Source organism: Thalassobacter sp. 16PALIMAR09 (genome assembly GCF_000765485.1).
Taxonomy (GTDB): domain Bacteria; phylum Pseudomonadota; class Alphaproteobacteria; order Rhodobacterales; family Rhodobacteraceae; genus Thalassobacter; species Thalassobacter stenotrophicus.
In genome coordinates this window covers 365,817-383,227 of record NZ_JHAK01000001.1, presented here as the reverse complement: position 1 = coordinate 383,227, position 17,411 = coordinate 365,817, and the positions used below count along the sequence as shown (strand labels likewise).

Below are 17,411 nucleotides of genomic sequence, written 5' to 3'. Positions count from 1 at the left end.
CGGCCCTTTCAATGCAGGTTGGGCTGATTGCCCATGCCTTTTTCGTCGATCATATGCCCGGTGTTGAACCGGTCGAAGCGATAGGCGGCGGCGGTGGGGTGGGGCGTGTCCGTTGCCAATAGGTGCGCATAGACAAAGCCCGAGGCGGGCGTGGCCTTGAACCCGCCGTAGCACCAGCCGCCGTTGAAATAGAGCCCGTTGATATGGGTGTGGTCGATGATGGGCGAGCCGTCCATGGACATATCCATGATCCCGCCCCACATCCGCAACAGCCGCGCGCGGCCTAGCATGGGGAACATGGCCATGCCCCCCTCGCACACATCCTCCACCACGGGCAAATTGCCCCGTTGCGCATAAGAGTTGTAGCCGTCGATATCGCCACCAAACACCAGCCCGCCTTTGTCCGACTGGCTGCAATAGAAGTGTCCCGCGCCATAAGTGATGACCCCGGGTAACACAGGTTTCAGCCCCTCGGAGACGAACGCCTGCAACACATGGCTCTCGATGGGCAGGCGCATACCAGCCATGGCCATGACGCGGCTCGACGATCCGGCAACGCAAGAGGCGACCTTGCCAGCCTTGATCGTGCCGCGGGTGGTCTCGACGCCCTTGCAGGTACCGTTCTCAATGACGAACCCGGTCACCTCGCAGTTTTGGATGATGTCCACGCCCAGGCTATCGGCGGCGCGGGCATAGCCCCAGGCGACCGCATCGTGGCGCACAGTGCCGCCGCGGTGCTGTGCCAGCCCGCCCTTCACTGGGAACCGCGCGTTGTCGGTATTCAAAAACGGGTAGCGGGCCTTGATCTGTTCAGTGGACAAAAGCTCGGCGTCTGCGCCGTTCAGGATCATCGCATTGCCGCGCCGGATAAAGGCATCGCGTTGCGCATCGGTATGGATGAGGTTGAGTATGCCGCGCTGGCTGACCATGGCGTTGTAGTTCAACTCCTGCTCCAGCCCCTCCCACAACTTCAAAGAAAATTCGTAGAACGGCTCATTGCCGTCCAGCAGATAGTTCGAGCGGATGATTGTCGTGTTGCGGCCCACGTTGCCGCCCCCGATCCAGCCCTTTTCCAGCACTGCGATGCGCGACTGGCGGTGTTCTTTGGCCAGGTAATAGGCGGTGGCCAGTCCGTGACCGCCACCCCCGATAATGATGTAGTCGTAGGACGCTTGTACCTCAGGGTTGCGCCAGGCCGGACCCCAACCACGATGACCGGTCAGTGCCTCTTTTATAACCTTTAACCCTGAATAACGCATGGAATCGGACTCCCTTTGCGACAGAATGCAGTCATTTCGGACCTATGGCCCATATCTTTCGGACAAAAATACAGCCATTTCGGACATTTCTCCTATTTTTCTCAGCTCAACATGCCCGAAAATCCACAGAAAATAATCCCTAAGAAGAAAATAACTTGATCCACAGGAAAAATATGCAAGGCTATCGTGGTCAACCGTATGCAGTCCAGCAAGCGATTGATGCGGAGTCCACAGGGCAGGTGGGATCGCGGTCTGCAATCGCACTCACCTGTGTATACCAGGGAGAAGAACATGAAAAAACTTACAACTACACTGGCAACCAGCGTATTGGTGATGGTGCCATTCGCTGCGACGGCCGAAGACAGCTCTGACCCGATCGTTATCCCGATCCACAACTGGTCGTCGCAGATTGTGATGTCCAACGTTGTTGGCCAGATCTTCGAAGAGATGGGCGCAAACGTTGAATATGTCACGACAGACAGCCAAGCCGTCTACGAGTCGGTCCGCCTAGGCGATGTCACACTGGAGATGGAAGTCTGGGAGGGTGCCTTTGGGGCGTCGTTCCGCGCCGCCATGGAAAAGGGTGGGATCGTGGATGTGGGTGACCACAACGCCGTGACCCGCGAAGACTGGTGGTATCCGATGTGGACCAAGGACGCATGCCCCGGCCTTCCAAGCTGGGAAGCGTTGAACGACTGTGCGCAACTGTTCGCGACCGCGGAGACCGGCGATAAGGGCCGCTATCTGGACGGACCTGTGGACTGGCTCAAGCACGGTAAAGAACGTGTTGAAGCGCTCGGCATGGATTTTGAAGTGATCAACGCAGGCTCCGCCGCCGCACTCTGGGCTGAAATCGGTGCCGCCGAGGCCGACAAGCGCCCCGTGGTTGTGTTCAACTGGACGCCCAACTTCGCCGAAGCCGTCTGGCCCGGTGAGTTCGTTGAATTCCCCACTTGGGTTGACGGCTGCGACAAGGACCCATCCGTGGGCCCGAACCCCAACGCACTTTATGACTGTGGCAACCCCGCCGACGGTTATCTGAAGAAAGCCGCTTGGGAAGGTATGGAAGCCAAATGGCCAGCCGCCTACGCAACGCTGGAAAAGATCAGCTTTACCAACCCACAGATCGCCGAGATGGCTCGCCTTGTGGACATTGATGAGCTGGAGCCAGAAGAAGCCGCCGCTGAGTGGCTGGCCGCTAACGAAGACGTCTGGAAAGCTTGGGTAAACTAAGCGCTCGCGACTGACAACAACGTGGCCCTGTCCGTTTCAGACGGGCAGGGCCCTTGATTTTGGGTGTAGGGAAACATCATGGGCACCGAGAAACCGGTTATTTCTTGTAAGAATGTGTGGAAAATTTTCGGTGCGGAGCCGGAGAAGTACCTAGCAAAACTGCCGCAAGGGCGCTCCTTCGACGAAATCCGGGCCGACGGCTACATCGCCGGCGTGCGCGACGTGTCCATCGAGGTGGTCCGGGGCGAAATGCTGGTGATCATGGGGCTATCGGGGTCGGGCAAATCGACCCTCGTGCGCTGCTTCTCGCGCCTGCATGACATCACCGGCGGCACCATCGAAGTAGACGGGCAGGATATCATGTCCCTGTCGGAAAAGGACCTCATCGACCTGCGCCGCAACAAGATGGGCATGGTGTTCCAAAGCTTTGGCCTGTTGCCCCACCGCACGGTGCTGGACAATGTGGCGTTTCCTCTGGAGATGCGCGGTCAGGACAAGCACGAGCGACGTGCCCGCGCGCTGGAGGTGATCAAACTTGTGGGTCTTGAGGGCCGCGAAGAGTACTTCCCGCGCGAATTGTCCGGTGGGCAACAGCAGCGGGTGGGCATCGCCCGCAGCCTTGCCATCGAACCCGACATCTGGTTCCTGGACGAGCCGTTTTCCGCCCTCGATCCCCTGATCCGGCGCGAGATGCAGGACGAATTCTTGCGCCTGCAAGCCATGTTGGGTAAGACGATCGTGTTCATCACCCACGACTTTGACGAGGCTCTGCGCCTGGCCGATCGTATCGCGATTATGAAGGACGGCGCGGTAGAGCAATGTGACACCCCTGACAATATCGTCCTGAATCCTGCCACGGAATATGTGCGCAAGTTCACCGAAGAGATCGACAAAGCCCGCGTGGTCCACGCCCGAATCCTCGCCGATGCCGCGCGCAGCGGGGAGGGGACGCCCGTGGATGCCGGTGCCTCGATCCACGATCTGGCGCGCCTTTTGGTCAACGACACCCGCGACTCAATCCCGGTGGTAGAAGGGGAGCGGTCCCTTGGCGCGCTGGATCGACGCGCGGCGCTTGATATTTTGGTGGGGGCTGCGTGATGGCGGTTCTGTCCACCAACCCCTCAACCCCGCGCAAAGGCCCGAGCCAGGCGCAGATTGCGGGCGGCATGGTCGCCGTGGCTATGGCATTGACGGTGCTGCAATACGCTGGGGTTCTGCCCGCTTGGCTGCACCGGGTCCCAGAGGCTTGGGTGCCCCCCTTCGCACCCTGGCTTGACGCGGCGTTTATCTTCGTGCGTGAGGACCTAGGGCTCCAGGTTCTGACCCGTTGGTTCGCCGAAGGGCCGTTGCAGTTTATGCTCGATACCGCGGCCAACTTGCTTTACGGCAAACGCCGCTGGCCCAATTTCGAGCAAATTCCCTGGAGCGCGATTGCCGCCTCTGCCGCAGTGCTGGGCTACTACCTGGGCGGCTGGCGGCTGGCCGCGCTGGCCGGGGGCACCTTCGTGTGGACCGCCCTGATCGGGCAGTGGAAAATCGCGATGGAGACGATGTCCGTTTTAGCCGTTGCCGCGCCCTTGGCCTTCCTCATCGGCATCGTTTTGGGCATTGCGGCGTGGAAATACGCATGGGTTGATCGGGCGATCAAACCGATCCTGTCGATCCTGCAAACCCTGCCGTTTTTCACATACCTCTTGCCTGCGGTGATCTTCTTCAAGGTCGGGCCTACGGCGGGGGCCGTGGCCACGATCATCTACGCCATCCCGCCGATGATCCTTATGACAACACTGGGCCTGAAAAAGGTCTCGCCCGAAGTGGTGGAGGCCGGAAAGATGTCGGGTTGCACCCGGTGGCAGATGCTACGACATGTCTACATCCCCGCCGCCCGGTCCGAGATCCTGGTGGGCGTGAACCAAGTTATCATGCTGTGCCTTGCTATGGTGGTGCTGACCGCCTTCATCGGGATGCCGGGGCTCGGGGCAAAGCTGCTTGCGATGATGGGCAGTTTCAAATTGGGCCGGTCGTTCGAGATCGGCGTGACCATCGTGCTGATCGCCGTGACCCTGGACCGGTTGTCCAAGGCTTGGGTCGTCAAACTGCCCGAGCATTTTGAAAAGGGCACGCCTTGGTGGAAGCGACATAAATACATGCTGGCGGGTATCGCCGCGTTTACCTTCTTCACCGTTCTGGGACAGTTCAACGAATGGTTCGCAGAGATCGGCCGTCGCCAAAGCTTCTCCCAAGGCAAGGAGATCGACACCGCGATTAAAACCTTCCTCGCCTTCGATATTGTTCAGGGCACGACGGAGAAAATCCGCTACGTCCTAAACGTCTGGATCCTGAACCCTTTCCGCGACTTCCTATTGTCGATCCCGACCTTCGGCCTGATCCTTGTGGTGGTCGCAGGCGCGCTGGCGCTTGGGGGGCGGAAACCGGCGATCTTTGCTGCTGTTTTCTTCGGCCTTGTGGCGCTGTCGGGGTGGTGGGACCGGTCGGTCATCACGCTTTATTCCGTGATCTCCGCGGTAATCCTAGCCACGCTGATTGGTCTTCCCATCGGCATCCTTGCCTCCCGGTCAGAAACCGCGTCGCGCCGAGTCCTTCTGGCTTGCGACACGGCACAGACCTTTCCCAGTTTCATCTACCTGATCCCGGCCATCATGCTTTTCGGGATCACGGCGACCTCGGTGGTGATGTCGATCCTGATCTTCGCCATGGTGCCCCTGATCCGCTACACGGTTGAGGGCCTTCGCGGTGTGCCGCCAGAAATGACAGAGGCCGCCGATATGTCCGGGGCCACGCGGATGCAAAAGCTGTGGAACGTGCAACTGCCCTTGGCGCTGCCTACAATGGCCGTCGGATTCAACCAGGCGATCATGTTTGCCTTCTTCATGGTGATCATCGCAGCCTTTATCGGCACGCAAGACCTGGGCCAGGAGTTGCAAAAGACGCTGGCGGGTACCGACCTGGGCAAAAACTTCGTGTTGGGCCTTTGTGTGGCGCTGATGGCGCTGACCTTCGATATGGCGATCATGAGCTGGGCCGAGAAGAAGAAGGCGCAGCTGGGACTTTGACCGTTCAAACGTAAAGCGCCCGCCTCTACGAATGTAGAGGCGTGCGCTTTTGTTCGTAGCGTTTAGGCTGCGATTTGCTTGGCATTTTTCACCAGGACCTCTGCCTGCCGGATTGAGGCGTAGTCGATCAAGCGACCATCAAGGAACACGGCGCCTTTGCCTGCGGCCTCTGCCTCTGCCATGGCCTTGAGGATACGGTTGGCCTTTTCGACCTCCGCCTCTGAAGGGCTCATCACTTCGTTGGCAAGCGCGATCTGGCTTGGGTGAATGGTCCATTTGCCCTCGCATCCCAGAACGGCGGCGCGGTAGGCGGCGGGCTTGTAACCATCTGGATCACTGAAATCGTCAAACAGCCCAATGATCATATCATCCATGTCGCTGTCCTTTCCTTGATGTGGCCATGACACCACAAACTTGGCGCATTACGATGCCGTTTGGATAGGACGGAAACCACACCATTCGATGGGGTCTGCCTCGTCTAGGAACAGACAAGATGCGGACAGATCCGCCTTTTGCTGACGCAGTTATTGCTCATTTAGCATTTACTTGCAGTTGCAGCAGGCGTTCTGCTGCGGTGCAATCCTATTCGTGGAAGCCGCTAATGACCCCGACATTCGATGCTGACGCCAGACCGTCCCTCTGATTGGTTTTGGGGATCTATCAGGGAACGGGACCTCACTATCTTGCAGGTCCAGAAGCCAATCGACTGCTATCGTATCCTGCAAAGGTATTGGTGCACATCAATTTCAAACCAAAGCCGCTAGCTTTAGTCGTTGAATCTTCCCAGAGGGACCTTTGGGAAGTTCGCTTAAAAAATGAATGCAATCAGGCGATTTGAACTTTCCAAGGCGCTGCTGACAAAGATCAATCAATGCCGCTTCTGACAGTTGCGATCCGGGTTTGACGCTGACCGCTGCTTCAACCGTTTCACCGTAACTTTTGCATGGACGCGCAAATGCTGCGGCCTCAATAATGTCTGGCTCAGAGTACAGGACTTCATCAATCTCACGCGGCGCGATGTTTTCGCCACCCTTGATAATGAGCTCCTTCAGCCGCCCAGTTACAAAGACATAGCCGTCTTCATCGACATGCCCCAGGTCACCGGTCCGTAACCATTCACCTGTAAAGGTCTTTGCTGTTGCATCAGGATTGTGCAGATATTCGACCATGACGTTAGGTCCGCGAATGGCAATTTCACCCTCTTGCATAGGGGGTGCCGGTGTCAGCTCCGGCGTCAGGATGCAGACCTCATTGCCGTAACCGATGCCGGGTGAGCCGATCTTACGCACGCCGGGCGGCAACGGATTTGAGAGTATTTGTGCGGCAGTTTCGGTGAGCCCCATTGTCTCAACGATCGGTACTTTGAAACGGTCCTCAAATGCAGACTGCGTCTCAACAGCCAACGCTGACGAGGCAGAGCGCCCGAACCGCAGGCGATTGCAAACTTCTGGGCTTGGGTCGATGTCGCTGTGCAGTAGATGGCTGATGATTGTCGGGACCACGGAAAACCACGTTACTTTGGCCGTCTCGGATTGATCCCAGAATTTGCTGGCCGAAAACTTGGTAACCATGGCGAGTGATCCGCCCGACACGAGCGCGCCCATCATCGTTACGCAGAGTCCATTGATGTGATAGATCGGCAGCACGCAGAAGCCGCGATCCTGTGGCGACAGGTCATGTGCTATTGCTGTCGTCCATCCGCCAGCCAAGAGGCTAGCGTGATTATGTACAACCCCTTTTGGCTGGCCTGTCGTGCCAGAGGTGTACATTAAAAGGGCATGTTGGTCGGGGCTGAAATCGGGGAGTGTAGCTTTCTTTTGCAGCATATCGTCGGTCAGAATTTGCAGGCCTTCAGGCGCAACCTTCTTAGTTGCCTCTGTCTGGCTGTCATGTACAAAGGCAAACCGCGCGCCGCTGTGGTCAAGCGCATAGGCAATCGCGTCCGGCCCCGCGGCCAAGTTGATCATCGTCGCACGAAACCCACCGTAGAGCGCGGCATAGACGGCCAACACACCCCTCTTTCCGTTGGGATGCACGATGGCGACGCTTTCGCCTTGCGCGACCCCCAGTCCAACCAACCCCTGGGCCATATCGCGCGCAGTATCACGCAGATCGCGCCAAGTCAGGCTTTCGCCGGCTTCAGGAAAGATAATTGCGATATCATCGCCTTCGGCACGCGCATCCAGCCAGTTTTTGATTGTGCCTTTTGGCGGGGACGCTTTGTCAAAGATCATTTGCCAGCCTCGTCCCAATAATCGCAAAAGATGTCTTCGACAGCAGGTTCGTTGGCCGGAATTTCTCGGACGATCTTGGTTGTCTGCATGAAATGACGCCAGTGCAGGTTGGTATCGATGGAATTGCCACCCCAAGACCCACAGCCCATCGACAATGAAAACGGCATACCATTGGTGAACGACCCACCCGTCGCAAATGTATGCGCCTGATTCACAATAACACGGCTGGTGGGGATCGCCGTGGCGAGTGTGAGTGGCCTGTCTTTCGTTTGCGTATGTAGACCAACTGAATGGCCCGCACCTTGGTGTATTTCGATCTCATGTGTGATGCGTACCGCGTCGTCAAAATCTTTCGCGCGATAGACAGTTAGCACGCGGCTTAGCTTTTCGCCCGACAACGGATGATCTGGGCCAATGCCTTTGGTCTCTACAGCAAGATATGCCGTGTCGGCAGGCACTTCATCCGTCAACCCCAAAGCTGCGATCATCTTGTCGGCGTCCTGCGCAATCGCCTGCGGGTTCAGGTGCCCTTTCACCCATAGCTTTGACGTGACCTTGGTTTCGTCCGTGATCAACGCGCCACCCGTGCGCGCCATCTCAGCGGCAAAGGCATCGTAGATTGCGTCAACAACCACGACCGCATTCTCCGATGAGCAGGAGGTCGCATTATCAAAGGTCTTGGATGCTTTGATCTTTTCAGCGGCAGCAGCCAGATCGGCTGTCTCATCGATGATGACAGCAACGTTGCCAGCACCCACGGCCAAGGCGGGCGTGCCTGATGTATAGGCACGCTTGACGTTGTTTTGGCTGCCGGTGACAACAATCAAATCGGCAATCTCAAGCAATCGCTGGGTTTTTTCTTTGGATCCACGTCCTGGGATCATCTGCACCAAATCACGATCGATCCCCAGCTTATCAAACTCAGCGTGGATATAGCTGAGTAAGGCCTCGCAAGTAGGTACGCCTTTCGGTGAAGGTGACACCACAATTGCGTTCCCGCACTTGAGGGCATTGATGATGTTGTTTGCGGGTGTTGCACCGGGGTTTGTAGAAGGAACGACAGCACCGATCACGCCAATCGGGCGAGCAATTTCCGTGATTCCTGTTGCGGGGTCATCGCTGATAATACCTTGCGTCCTCGCATGCTGGATGTCGCGCATCAGGCCAAGAGTCTTGCGATGGTTCTTTGTGATCTTATCGGGCACGTTACCGAGCCCGGTCGTTTCAACCGCCAGTTCCGCCAGATGGCGATTGCGGGAAGGTTCCATGATGGCCCAAGCCGCCGCCTGTGCAGCACGATCATAAGCCTTTTGAGATCCGCCACGCTCAAAGGCGTTCTGGGCCGTGCGCGCACGGGCAACGATGGCTTCTACCTCAGCGATGGGCTCAACGGAGTTCATGGGGACTTTCCTAAATTGAATGTGCGCAGCACCCGCTTCGGGCGCTGCGCCTTTGGTTTAAAGACCAGCCAGAAGCTCTTCGAGCGTTTCTTGGCGTGCCGCCCACATTTCAAGCACTTCGTCACGTGTCATGATGGCCATTGGCGAGCCACCGGCAGCCATGCGGCTTTGGACGCGGCCGTTTTCGAACATCGCAGGCACAGTCGCGGCCAATTGATCGATGATTGGCTGTGGCGTGCCCTTTGGCACCATCACACCGCGGAAGTTCACGGATGCATTGTCGATGTCAAAGCCTTGTTCCATCATGGTCGGGACGTCTGGCAGGAACTCTTCGTTGCGCTCCAGATCGAACACACCAAGAATTTTTACATTGCCAGCAGCTTGTGCACGGAAGGCATCGGACAGGTTGTTAACACCACCAAGAACCTCGCCCGCGATCACTGCGCGCATCGCGCCAGCACCACCCGCGTTGTTTGGGATATATGCCAGTTTCACGCCAGCAGCCTTTTCAAGTTGCAAGGCTGCAATGTGATGCCCCACAAAAAGGCCTGCGCCCGAGAACGTCAGCCCACCGGGGTTCGCCTTTGCATAGTCAACAACGTCTGCCATTGAGTTGAATTTGCTATCAGCCCCAACGACGAATACAGCTGGGTCAGCGCCCCAGTTTGCAATCGGTTCAAAGCTGTCAGTCGAATAAGAAACGCCACCTTCGATAGACTGGGCAACAAAATGCGGGATATTATATGCAGCCAGCGTATAGCCGTCTGCTTCAGCTTCGGTTGCAAACCAGTTCCAACCGACACGGCCACCCGCTCCGGGGCGGTTCACAATGGCGATTGGCATGCCAAGCGCATCTTCATTACCGGCGGTCATCGTCACAATGCGCGCCTGAAAGTCGGTCGCACCACCTGCGCCATAGCTGACCATCATCATGATAGGCCGTTCTGGATAGTTGCCATGACCGTCAGCAAATGCCGCTCCCGTCATTGTGGCCAAGGCCAGCGCGGCCCCTGCAATCCATTTTTTCATAGTATCCTCCCTAGGGTTAACTCTGCCGCCTTTGCGGTTCAGAAAAAAATCTCTCGCGGTGTGAAAACATTCAGCAGTTGCGCGAAAAGACCGTACATGACCGCCATGAAACCAGCGGTAATCAAGAGACGTTTGCCCCAGCTTTTCAATTCTGAATGCGGGGCCGGATCGTAAAGTGAAAGCAAGATGAAGAAGGCAATCGCGGTGGCAGTATAAAAGCCAAGAGCCTTCGCTGCCCAGTAGACGTAGATGACGGCGACGACCAAACCGGGGAGCATGTTGCGCATTGCCTTACCGCTAATCCCGTTGCCAACTTTGGTGCGTCCCAGAACCGCCTTCACAAAGGTCCATATCGCCAGAACGGCGAAGACCGATGAAATCAGGCGTGGAAAGATGAATGCATCCGCAGGTTCCTGTGTGAAGCTGATGTAAGCAATCATGACGCCGATAGCGGCGATCAGGCCGGATGCAGCGATGTGCTGGTTGCGGGGCAGATCCGTCATGACAGCGCCTCTTCTTTTGCGACGGCATCGTCTTTGGTGGTATATCGGCGGGCCATGAGTTCCATCCAAACGGAGTAGCAGATCGAGGTCAGTACGATTAGGATCAAGAGCCAGTTCAGCCAGCCAGTGAAGAAGTATGTCCCCGTGCCGACCGTTGCATTCGCGATCATTGAGCCTTGGATGAAGTTCGCCTCGGCAATCGGACCCAAGATCAGGCCCAGAACCAACGGTGCGGCGGAGAAACCAAAGCGCTCAAGGAAATACATGGCCAGACCAAGGGTCACCATCACATAGACGTCGCCCATGGAATTCTGGACAGAATAGCTGCCAAAGACAGCCAGTCCCAAGACAATCGCTGCCATGACCGCATGCGGCACACGCGCCACGCTCGCGGCCAGCCCTGCGATATAAAGACCAAAGATGCACATCAGGATTTGCCCGATCAGCATCGAGTCGATGAAGGTCCACGCCACCTGCGGGTAGTTCATGAATAGATCAGGACCGGGGAAGATGCCGTGAATCAACAAACCGCCCAGTAGCACCGCCGCAGTAGGAGAGCCGGGAATGGACAGCGTCAACAGCGGCACCAACGATGGGCCAACCATGGCGTTATTCGCACTCTCGGCTGCAATTACACCTTCGCTGTGACCGGTCCCGAATTTCTCGCTTTCTTTGCTGAATTTCTTGGACTGGTCGTAGGCCACAAGCCCCGCGATTTGCCCGCCAACTCCGGGGATCAGCCCGATGATGGAGCCGGTAATTGTGCCAATGGCGAGCGCGGTTTTCCGCTTGAACACCTCAAAAACGGCCAAACGGATTGGGTGTTTCTGAACGCTGATAATCTCGGCGTCATCGCTGCTCCGCCCCTTGGAGAACATCGTTATGACCTGCGGGATTGCAAAGAGACCGATAAGTGCAGGAATGACGTTGATCCCGCCGCTTACGGCGGGATGAAAGATAAACCGCTGCGCGCCCATGATGTCATCAAAACCAATCGTCGCGAGCCAAAGGCCGATGCAGCCCGAGAGCAATCCCTTTACTACAGAGCTTGAGTCCAAGGTGCCGATCACCGTCACACCAAGGATCGCCAGCCAGAACAGATGTGACGGCCCAAACGCGAGCGCCCATTGCGCGAGAACGGGCGTGAGGAAAATCAGAAGGAAGACACCAAAAAGGCCCCCAACTGCAGAAGCAAGAAATGACAACTGCAGCGCCTTTGCGCCTTCACCCTTTGTCGCCATCGCATGTCCATCAAGTGTGGTCGCGATATTCGCCGGTGCGCCCGGAATTTTTAGCAAGATCGCACTAACCGCGCCGCCAGCAACGGTTGAAGTATAAGCCGCACCCAATAAGATCAGGCCTTGCTGCGGCTCAAGCTGGAAGGTGAACGGAATCAGCAGCGCCACGGCCATCGTCGGCGATAGCCCGGGAGTTGCCCCTAAGATCAGACCCCCAATGGTGCCGAGCAACAGCAACCCGAAATTAATCGGAGTGAACACATCGCCCATGTAATACAGGAATTCCATCTGGCCCAAAATCCTCCCAAACTTTGGCTTGACCATTTACGCTAAGCGATGAAAATAGTTTTGCAAATGTTTTCATAAATTTACCGAATTGGTGATTTAAGTGTCTGACAAAAAAATAAAAAAAGCAGATATTTTTACCGTATCGAAAGCGGCTCGGGTGTCTCCTTCCACCGTGTCGCGTTACTTCAATCACCCTGAATTGTTGAAATCTGCAACGCGCAAACGCATTGATTCCGCAGTTCGTAAGACGGGCTATATCCGCAACCGTGCGGCGCAAACGATCCATGGCATCCGTTCTGGGACGATTGGTGTATTGGTCCCGACTTTGGATCACGCCATTTTTGCAGAGGTGGTACAAGCGTTTTCCGAAACCGTCGCGGCGCAAGGCTTCACCATCCTGTTGGCGTCACATGGGTACGACCTGCAGCGAGAGTATGCAATTCTACGCAAGTTCTTGGAACACCGCGTTGATGGCGTTGTCCTGACCGGGCTGGACCATGACGAAGCCGTTTTTCAACTGATCGATAGCCAAGAAATCCCCTGTGTCCTGATGTGGAATTACGCGGCGAACTCTCGCTATCCATCGATTGGCGCAGACAATGAACAGGCTGGCAAACTCATCGCAGAGCACGTCCTGTCCTTGGGTCACCGGCGGATCGCCTGCATGTTTCCCCCCATCAACGGCAACGACCGTGCATTTGCCAGACGCAGTATTGTCATTCGCACCTTGAAATCTGCTGGTGTCGAAATTCCCGAGGAATGGATGCTGACAACTGTCTACAGCATCTCGGAATCAAAGCAGGATGCAAAACATTTGTTTTCCCAAACGAACCGACCGACAGCTTTGATCTGCGGCAACGATATTCTGGCAACCGGAGCTCTTTATGGCGCAGCGGCAAGCGACCTGTTGGTTCCGGATGATGTCACAGTTGTGGGGATCGGAGATTTCAAAGGGTCATCGGAAATTGAGCCATCCCTGACGACCGTCAGGCTCCCCGCGAGACGGATAGGCTATGAAACGGGACAAGCTCTGTCATCCGCAATTATTGATCCAACATCTGGCTCGGGCAAGAGTCTCCATTGCGCCCCAGAGCTCGTCCACAGAAAATCGAGTGGAGCACCCAGCCAAGTCTAAAACGCTTCGTTATATTAATATCGCCTGGTTCAAGCTCGTAAGCGTCCGATGAACCCGACCTCACGCGTGCTGCTGGCAGCGGTTAAGTGTCCACCATTGATAGTGGACACTGTGAGGCACTCTCTGAGCAGACGGAAGAAGCGGTTCTGAGCGTATGAGGAGAAGCGTGAGATTTGCGCGCAGGCGACGACGCCCGGGATGCCGGTTGCGCAGGTAGCGCGTCGCTATGCGGCCAATGCGAACCTTATTTTCAAATGGCTGAAGGACCCGCGCTTTGCGCCCGAGGCTGATGCGTTCGATCAGGAAGCGACGTTTCTGCCGGTTGAGATCGAGGCTGATGCCGTCCACGAACCCGGACCAATCGACATGCCAACGTCGTCTCCATCTGCCACACTTTCGGCAAGCCGCGTAGATATCACCCTGTCGGATGGTCGGCGCATCCTGATCGAAGGGCCGACCGCGCTGGCTTGATTGAAGGGCAGGTCTTTTGGGGCGGTTCGAATGACGGCAAAGGAGGCATTTCAGGAGTACGGCCAACGGCCTTTTTCTGCCAGTAGCCCAAGGGTGGCGTAGGGATTTGGCGCTTTCGACAAAGAGCGGCCAAGCCTGGCCCGTTCGTCGCGAGTTGAGCGCCAAGCTTGCTCATGGGGGTCTGCCAGACCAGTTCGTAAAGTTCCTCGCGAGACATTGCCTCTGCGGAGCGGGTAACGATGTCATCCATGTGAGCCCTTTCTCTCTCGTAAATTCTCCATGAAATTGACTGCCGCCTTCGTACCACCCCTTTACTTGTACTTAAAGTTGTACATATATGGGCAAGCAAAGGAGAGTCGACATGGATGTTATGACCTACTCAGACGCACGAGCTCAACTGAAGGGAGTCATGGATCGAGCGATCCACGACAAGCAGGAAGTTGTCGTGACGCGCAAGAAGGGCGAGTCCGTTGTGGTCGTGTCCTTGGACACTTGGAACGCCGTCAACGAGACGTTGCACCTCTTGTCCACACCGAAAAACGCATCCCGCTTGCGCGCGTCGATCGCGCAACTCGATGCTGGAACTGGCGAAGAGCGTGAGCTGATCGAGTGAAGCTGGTTTTTTCCGATCAGGCCTGGGAAGACTATCAATACTGGGTCAGCACCAACGACAAGGTACGTGACCGGATCAACGAGCTGATCAAGCAATGCAAGCGGACCCCCTTCAAAGGAACCGGCAAGCCGGAACCGTTGAAGGGCGATTTGACCGGCTGGTGGTCACGGCGGATTTCTAAGGAACATCGAATGGTCTACCGGGTTAGTGGAACTGGCGACGGCCAAAGCCTAGAGATTGCGCAACTGCGGTTCCATTACTGAAAACCTGTAAGTTTGAACGACCTAGATGTGACGGGGTCGAACGTCTCAAAGCACTCTCGAATTTAACTCTAACTATGTCATTAAAGTTAACTCTATAATTAATGTTAATGACATAGATGACTTTAGAGTTAAACGCAGGCACTCTACCGCCATGAAGGTACTCACCTTCGCAAACCCGAAAGGCGGATCGGGGAAAACTACGTCCGCCATGCTCTTGGCTGAACAGATCGCTATTTCTGGTGGTCGCGTTGCGATTCTCGATCTGGACCCAAACGCCAACATCTTTGCATGGGCTCTGACCAGTCATTCGTCGCATTTTGTATGAACGTCTGGTGCGCGGACGAAGCGGCCTTGTGCTCACACCGCCATTGCTGATGCAGAGTCCATTCGCAGATGCGGCGACATCTCTTCTGCAATGCAGCAGGTTTCACCAGGGCGGACCTTCATACGTGCTCTGATCGTCAGAGTTCGAATCGACCTTTCGCTGCGCTCGGATTCGACAATCGAAACGCGGACAAAATGCATAAGGACGATTTGTCTCGATTGTCGGCACCCCGACCCAAACCTACCTATTGAAATCGCTAAACAAGTTGTATTGCCGCATACTCAGCCGCGACCGGCGACACCTGATTGGTATCGATAGAGATCCGAGACAAGAGATTGGCCGGAAGGGACGCCCATCCGTTCGCAGAACTCCGCCCAGACGACAGCGTATGGCAAGTCCTTGATCTCTTCCGTGACAACCAGTCGGGACGTGTAGTCGAGGTTGTTTTCCGCTGACTTCAACCCATCCCATGGGGCCAGTAGGCCCCATCGGAAGGTTTCTTCGTAAAACCACGCTAAGCAAGAACGAAGGCTGAACATGGCTTATGGCGTGGTGTTTTTAATCAGCTTGTAAGCTGTTGATCTACCAATACCTAGATGTTTTGCGGCCTGAGCGACGGATTTTCCTGCGCTGACGAGATCCTGGAGTGCTGAGATTGTCTCGGGTTGCAATGGTGGGCGCCCAGGGGTGCGGCCCTGCTTACGAGCGTTGATCAGGCCGTCTTTTGTGCGCTCGGAGATAAGTCGGCGCTCGAAATGCGCGATGGCCCCGAACACGTGGAATACGAGTTCGCCAGCGGCTGATGTCGTGTCGATCCGTTCCTCAAGGCTGATCAGGTTGATCTCTCTGGCCTTCAGGTCATCGACGGTTTCCAGCAGTTCCTTGAGCGAGCGGCCCAAGCGATCTAGGCGGATAACGGCGAGGGTATCGTTGGGCCGTGCCTGCTCAAGCAAGGCAGCCAGCCCGGGTCGGTTGAACGTCTTGCCGGAAATGACGTCCTCGAACACGCGAATAGCACCGTGTTGTAGCAGCCGATCTTTTTGGCCGGACAAGTCTTGGTCTGCGGTCGAAACCCTTGCGTATCCGAGAATGTCGCCGGGTCTGATCATTGGTCTTTGCACATCAAAACACGGCTTTACGTTCTGCTTCTAACGTAGTTGGCGATTGTCATAAAGCCAAAGGAGATGGCGACATAGATTGCCGTTTGGGTAAGCGTGACCCCAAAATCCAAGAAATAGCCAAAGCCAGCATAAATTGCGGTGGCGATGAGAGTGGCGAAAAACGCACCAAGAGCTGCTTGCTTCATAACGATATCCTGTCTCCAAAACGGCCGTTTTAGGGCTTGATTTCCAGCGGTTGCCGGGAGCGTGGCTTTCCGCATCATATATGTCTTTTATTGGTCTCTATAAAATTCGATGTCTTCAAACTTGCAACAACGTTTTGAGGACACCTTATGGCCCGTCGCCTACTTTCATCCCGCGCGCGTGCGGACCTCTTCGGGGTGCCGACAGATTACGAAGCCTTGGTCCGTCACTATCTGCTGACCGGGAATGACATTGATCTGATCCGAACCCGTCGTCGCGCCGAAAACCATCTTGGCCTTGCGGTACATATTTCTTTGCTGCGTTATCCCGGCCTTGGGTGGAGCGAAGACACCACCCCGCCAGCCGAACTGACCGCATGGCTCGCAGAACAACTTCAGATCAGCGCGTGTACTCTCGACGGCTACGCCGCCAGGCGAAATACGCGTCATGAGCACCATGCCCTCGCGATGCGCCATTTGGGATTGGCCCCTTTCGGAACTGAACATGTGCAGCAGGCGGAGAATATCGCCACGGCGGCGGCCTTCGCGACGGATCACGGCGTGAAGATTGTTGAGGCGCTGGCTGCGGTGCTGCGTAAGCACCGCCTTGTGTTGCCGAGCGTCGACACGCTCGAGCGTCTTGCGGTGAAGGGGCGCTCACGCTCACGGCGGGAGGCTGCTGCAGCGCTTTTTGATGCTGTTTCAATGGAGCAGCGCGCACAGTTACAGGCACGCTTGGTGAACGATCCGTCTGTCGGGCAAACGCGGCTGACATCGTTGCGGGGCTATCCGCATTCGACCAGCCCAGCCAGTATCACTGCGCTTTTGGATCGGCTCTTGCACCATGCTGTCGTTGTTCAGATCGAAGGTGCAAGTTACCGGCTACGTGGTCACACGGACCTCGTGCCCGAACACCTCCGGGCCAACGCACCCATTACACCGCCGCCCCCGCCTAAACGACGGGGAAGACCACGAAAGGAGAAACAGACAAACCTATAACCTGCCTTGTCACCAGGTCCCGAAAGTGGGGAAAATTACTTCGG

18 protein-coding genes and 2 pseudogenes are annotated in these 17,411 nt (G+C 56.3%); 10 read left to right on the top strand and 10 right to left on the bottom strand.

Features of this window, described 5'->3' with window-relative positions:
* Window positions 1–8: 8 nt before the first annotated feature.
* Window positions 9–1,259, bottom strand: a complete 1,251-nt coding sequence (locus PM04_RS01930) for a sarcosine oxidase subunit beta family protein (RefSeq protein ID WP_038003116.1) — start codon at window positions 1,257–1,259, stop codon at window positions 9–11.
* A gap of 291 nt (window positions 1,260–1,550) precedes the next feature.
* Between PM04_RS01930 and PM04_RS01925 the strand changes: the two genes are divergently transcribed.
* The 3 genes from PM04_RS01925 to PM04_RS01915 all read left to right on the top strand — a co-directional run bounded on the left by PM04_RS01925 (window position 1,551) and on the right by PM04_RS01915 (window position 5,566).
* The gene (locus PM04_RS01925; RefSeq protein WP_038003113.1) at window positions 1,551–2,492 is read left to right on the top strand and encodes an ABC transporter substrate-binding protein; all 942 of its coding nucleotides are present in this window, start codon (window positions 1,551–1,553) and stop codon (window positions 2,490–2,492) included.
* A 78-nt stretch (window positions 2,493–2,570) separates the two neighbouring features.
* On the top strand, window positions 2,571–3,590 hold the full coding sequence (locus PM04_RS01920) for a glycine betaine/L-proline ABC transporter ATP-binding protein (RefSeq protein ID WP_038003111.1): 1,020 nt from the start codon (window positions 2,571–2,573) through the stop codon (window positions 3,588–3,590).
* Window positions 3,590–5,566: a proline/glycine betaine ABC transporter permease gene (locus PM04_RS01915; RefSeq protein ID WP_038003108.1), complete on the top strand. Its 1,977-nt coding sequence runs from the start codon at window positions 3,590–3,592 to the stop codon at window positions 5,564–5,566. Before PM04_RS01920 ends, PM04_RS01915 begins: the two co-directional genes overlap by 1 nt.
* Window positions 5,567–5,628: 62 nt before the next feature.
* On the opposite strand, the pseudogene PM04_RS01910 reads toward PM04_RS01915, so the two are convergent.
* The 6 genes and pseudogenes from PM04_RS01910 to PM04_RS01885 form a co-directional block, all read right to left on the bottom strand.
* Window positions 5,629–5,928: pseudogene (locus PM04_RS01910) on the bottom strand (CoA ester lyase); the annotation flags it as partial.
* Window positions 5,929–6,312: 384 nt separating this feature from the next.
* Window positions 6,313–7,800: a class I adenylate-forming enzyme family protein gene (locus PM04_RS01905; protein ID WP_038003104.1), complete on the bottom strand. Its 1,488-nt coding sequence runs from the start codon at window positions 7,798–7,800 to the stop codon at window positions 6,313–6,315.
* Window positions 7,797–9,200, bottom strand: a complete 1,404-nt coding sequence (locus PM04_RS01900; protein WP_038003103.1) for an aldehyde dehydrogenase family protein — start codon at window positions 9,198–9,200, stop codon at window positions 7,797–7,799. The genes PM04_RS01905 and PM04_RS01900 overlap by 4 nt, the downstream gene beginning before the upstream one ends.
* Window positions 9,201–9,257: 57 nt before the next feature.
* Window positions 9,258–10,229, bottom strand: coding sequence for a tripartite tricarboxylate transporter substrate binding protein (locus tag PM04_RS01895; RefSeq protein WP_038003100.1), 972 nt, complete (start codon window positions 10,227–10,229; stop codon window positions 9,258–9,260).
* A 38-nt stretch (window positions 10,230–10,267) separates the two neighbouring features.
* Window positions 10,268–10,732, bottom strand: coding sequence for a tripartite tricarboxylate transporter TctB family protein (locus PM04_RS01890; protein WP_038003097.1), 465 nt, complete (start codon window positions 10,730–10,732; stop codon window positions 10,268–10,270).
* Window positions 10,729–12,258 (bottom strand): tripartite tricarboxylate transporter permease, encoded by a 1,530-nt coding sequence (locus PM04_RS01885; RefSeq protein WP_038003091.1) that lies wholly within the window; start codon window positions 12,256–12,258, stop codon window positions 10,729–10,731. Before PM04_RS01885 ends, PM04_RS01890 begins: the two co-directional genes overlap by 4 nt.
* A gap of 100 nt (window positions 12,259–12,358) precedes the next feature.
* Between PM04_RS01885 and PM04_RS01880 the strand changes: the two genes are divergently transcribed.
* From PM04_RS01880 to PM04_RS17580, 5 genes are all read left to right on the top strand, one after another.
* Window positions 12,359–13,393, top strand: a complete 1,035-nt coding sequence (locus tag PM04_RS01880; protein ID WP_038003089.1) for a substrate-binding domain-containing protein — start codon at window positions 12,359–12,361, stop codon at window positions 13,391–13,393.
* 198 nt (window positions 13,394–13,591) lie between these two features.
* Window positions 13,592–13,864, top strand: a complete 273-nt coding sequence (locus PM04_RS01875) for a hypothetical protein (RefSeq protein ID WP_084212686.1) — start codon at window positions 13,592–13,594, stop codon at window positions 13,862–13,864.
* A gap of 361 nt (window positions 13,865–14,225) precedes the next feature.
* The gene (locus tag PM04_RS01870) at window positions 14,226–14,477 is read left to right on the top strand and encodes a type II toxin-antitoxin system Phd/YefM family antitoxin (RefSeq protein WP_038003087.1); all 252 of its coding nucleotides are present in this window, start codon (window positions 14,226–14,228) and stop codon (window positions 14,475–14,477) included.
* Window positions 14,474–14,740: a Txe/YoeB family addiction module toxin gene (locus PM04_RS01865; RefSeq protein WP_038003085.1), complete on the top strand. Its 267-nt coding sequence runs from the start codon at window positions 14,474–14,476 to the stop codon at window positions 14,738–14,740. Before PM04_RS01870 ends, PM04_RS01865 begins: the two co-directional genes overlap by 4 nt.
* A gap of 151 nt (window positions 14,741–14,891) precedes the next feature.
* Entirely contained in the window at window positions 14,892–15,065 is a 174-nt protein-coding gene (locus tag PM04_RS17580) for a ParA family protein (RefSeq protein ID WP_084212684.1), read from the top strand.
* Window positions 15,066–15,346: 281 nt separating this feature from the next.
* Here the strand turns inward: PM04_RS17580 and PM04_RS17575 are convergent, their stop codons facing one another.
* From PM04_RS17575 to PM04_RS17965, 3 genes are read right to left on the bottom strand one after another with little or no spacing between them, the layout of a single operon-like run.
* Window positions 15,347–15,604, bottom strand: a complete 258-nt coding sequence (locus tag PM04_RS17575; RefSeq protein ID WP_084212683.1) for an L-rhamnose isomerase — start codon at window positions 15,602–15,604, stop codon at window positions 15,347–15,349.
* Window positions 15,605–15,607: 3 nt separating this feature from the next.
* Window positions 15,608–16,174: a recombinase family protein gene (locus PM04_RS01860; RefSeq protein WP_038003083.1), complete on the bottom strand. Its 567-nt coding sequence runs from the start codon at window positions 16,172–16,174 to the stop codon at window positions 15,608–15,610.
* Window positions 16,175–16,200: 26 nt separating this feature from the next.
* Entirely contained in the window at window positions 16,201–16,371 is a 171-nt protein-coding gene (locus tag PM04_RS17965; protein ID WP_161785909.1) for a hypothetical protein, read from the bottom strand.
* 147 nt (window positions 16,372–16,518) lie between these two features.
* Between PM04_RS17965 and PM04_RS18350 the strand changes: the two are divergent.
* Window positions 16,519–17,209 (top strand): annotated as a pseudogene (locus PM04_RS18350) (DUF4158 domain-containing protein); the annotation flags it as partial.
* Window positions 17,194–17,367 (top strand): hypothetical protein, encoded by a 174-nt coding sequence (locus PM04_RS18385; protein WP_369793292.1) that lies wholly within the window; start codon window positions 17,194–17,196, stop codon window positions 17,365–17,367. The pseudogene PM04_RS18350 and the gene PM04_RS18385, both read left to right, overlap by 16 nt.
* Window positions 17,368–17,411: the final 44 nt, after the last annotated feature.

Coding starts and splice junctions, on each gene's coding strand:
- PM04_RS01930 (WP_038003116.1), bottom strand. CDS start 1,259: ATGCGTTATTCAGGGTTAAAGGTTATAAAAGAGGCACTGACCGGTCAT.
- PM04_RS01895 (WP_038003100.1), bottom strand. CDS start 10,229: ATGAAAAAATGGATTGCAGGGGCCGCGCTGGCCTTGGCCACAATGACG.
- PM04_RS01915 (WP_038003108.1), top strand. CDS start 3,590: ATGGCGGTTCTGTCCACCAACCCCTCAACCCCGCGCAAAGGCCCGAGC.
- PM04_RS01920 (WP_038003111.1), top strand. CDS start 2,571: ATGGGCACCGAGAAACCGGTTATTTCTTGTAAGAATGTGTGGAAAATT.
- PM04_RS17580 (WP_084212684.1), top strand. CDS start 14,892: ATGAAGGTACTCACCTTCGCAAACCCGAAAGGCGGATCGGGGAAAACT.
- PM04_RS01900 (WP_038003103.1), bottom strand. CDS start 9,200: ATGAACTCCGTTGAGCCCATCGCTGAGGTAGAAGCCATCGTTGCCCGT.
- PM04_RS01905 (WP_038003104.1), bottom strand. CDS start 7,800: ATGATCTTTGACAAAGCGTCCCCGCCAAAAGGCACAATCAAAAACTGG.
- PM04_RS01870 (WP_038003087.1), top strand. CDS start 14,226: ATGGATGTTATGACCTACTCAGACGCACGAGCTCAACTGAAGGGAGTC.
- PM04_RS01860 (WP_038003083.1), bottom strand. CDS start 16,174: ATGATCAGACCCGGCGACATTCTCGGATACGCAAGGGTTTCGACCGCA.
- PM04_RS01925 (WP_038003113.1), top strand. CDS start 1,551: ATGAAAAAACTTACAACTACACTGGCAACCAGCGTATTGGTGATGGTG.
- PM04_RS01890 (WP_038003097.1), bottom strand. CDS start 10,732: ATGACGGATCTGCCCCGCAACCAGCACATCGCTGCATCCGGCCTGATC.
- PM04_RS01885 (WP_038003091.1), bottom strand. CDS start 12,258: ATGGAATTCCTGTATTACATGGGCGATGTGTTCACTCCGATTAATTTC.
- PM04_RS01875 (WP_084212686.1), top strand. CDS start 13,592: ATGCCGGTTGCGCAGGTAGCGCGTCGCTATGCGGCCAATGCGAACCTT.
- PM04_RS17965 (WP_161785909.1), bottom strand. CDS start 16,371: ATGAAGCAAGCAGCTCTTGGTGCGTTTTTCGCCACTCTCATCGCCACC.
- PM04_RS17575 (WP_084212683.1), bottom strand. CDS start 15,604: ATGTTCAGCCTTCGTTCTTGCTTAGCGTGGTTTTACGAAGAAACCTTC.